This is a genomic window from Citrobacter sp. TBCS-14 (genome assembly GCF_005280805.1).
Classification (GTDB): domain Bacteria; phylum Pseudomonadota; class Gammaproteobacteria; order Enterobacterales; family Enterobacteriaceae; genus Citrobacter; species Citrobacter gillenii.
Genome location: NZ_SZWM01001001.1, coordinates 1 through 230 on the forward strand (window position 1 = coordinate 1; position 230 = coordinate 230).

At 65.7% G+C, this 230-nt stretch carries 1 pseudogene; it reads left to right on the top strand.

Annotated features, from left to right (window positions below):
* Positions 1-230, top strand: a pseudogene (locus FDX22_RS22615) (DUF1726 domain-containing protein); the annotation flags it as partial.

The following is a 230-nucleotide window of genomic DNA, read 5'->3' on the forward strand; positions in this document are numbered from 1 at the left end:
TGCCAGGCGCAAGCGTTAGCGCTACGCAAAACATTGCCCGGCGACTGGCTGTGGGTAGGGGCAACAGCCCCCGCAGAGCCAGGTTGCACACCACAGGCGCTGCAAACGTTACTGGGGCGCGAGTTTCGTCATGCGGTTTTCGACGCCGGACAGGGATTTGACGCGGCGGCGTTTGCCGCACTCAGCGGCACGCTCCGCGCCGGGAGTTGGCTGGTGTTGCTGACCCCACC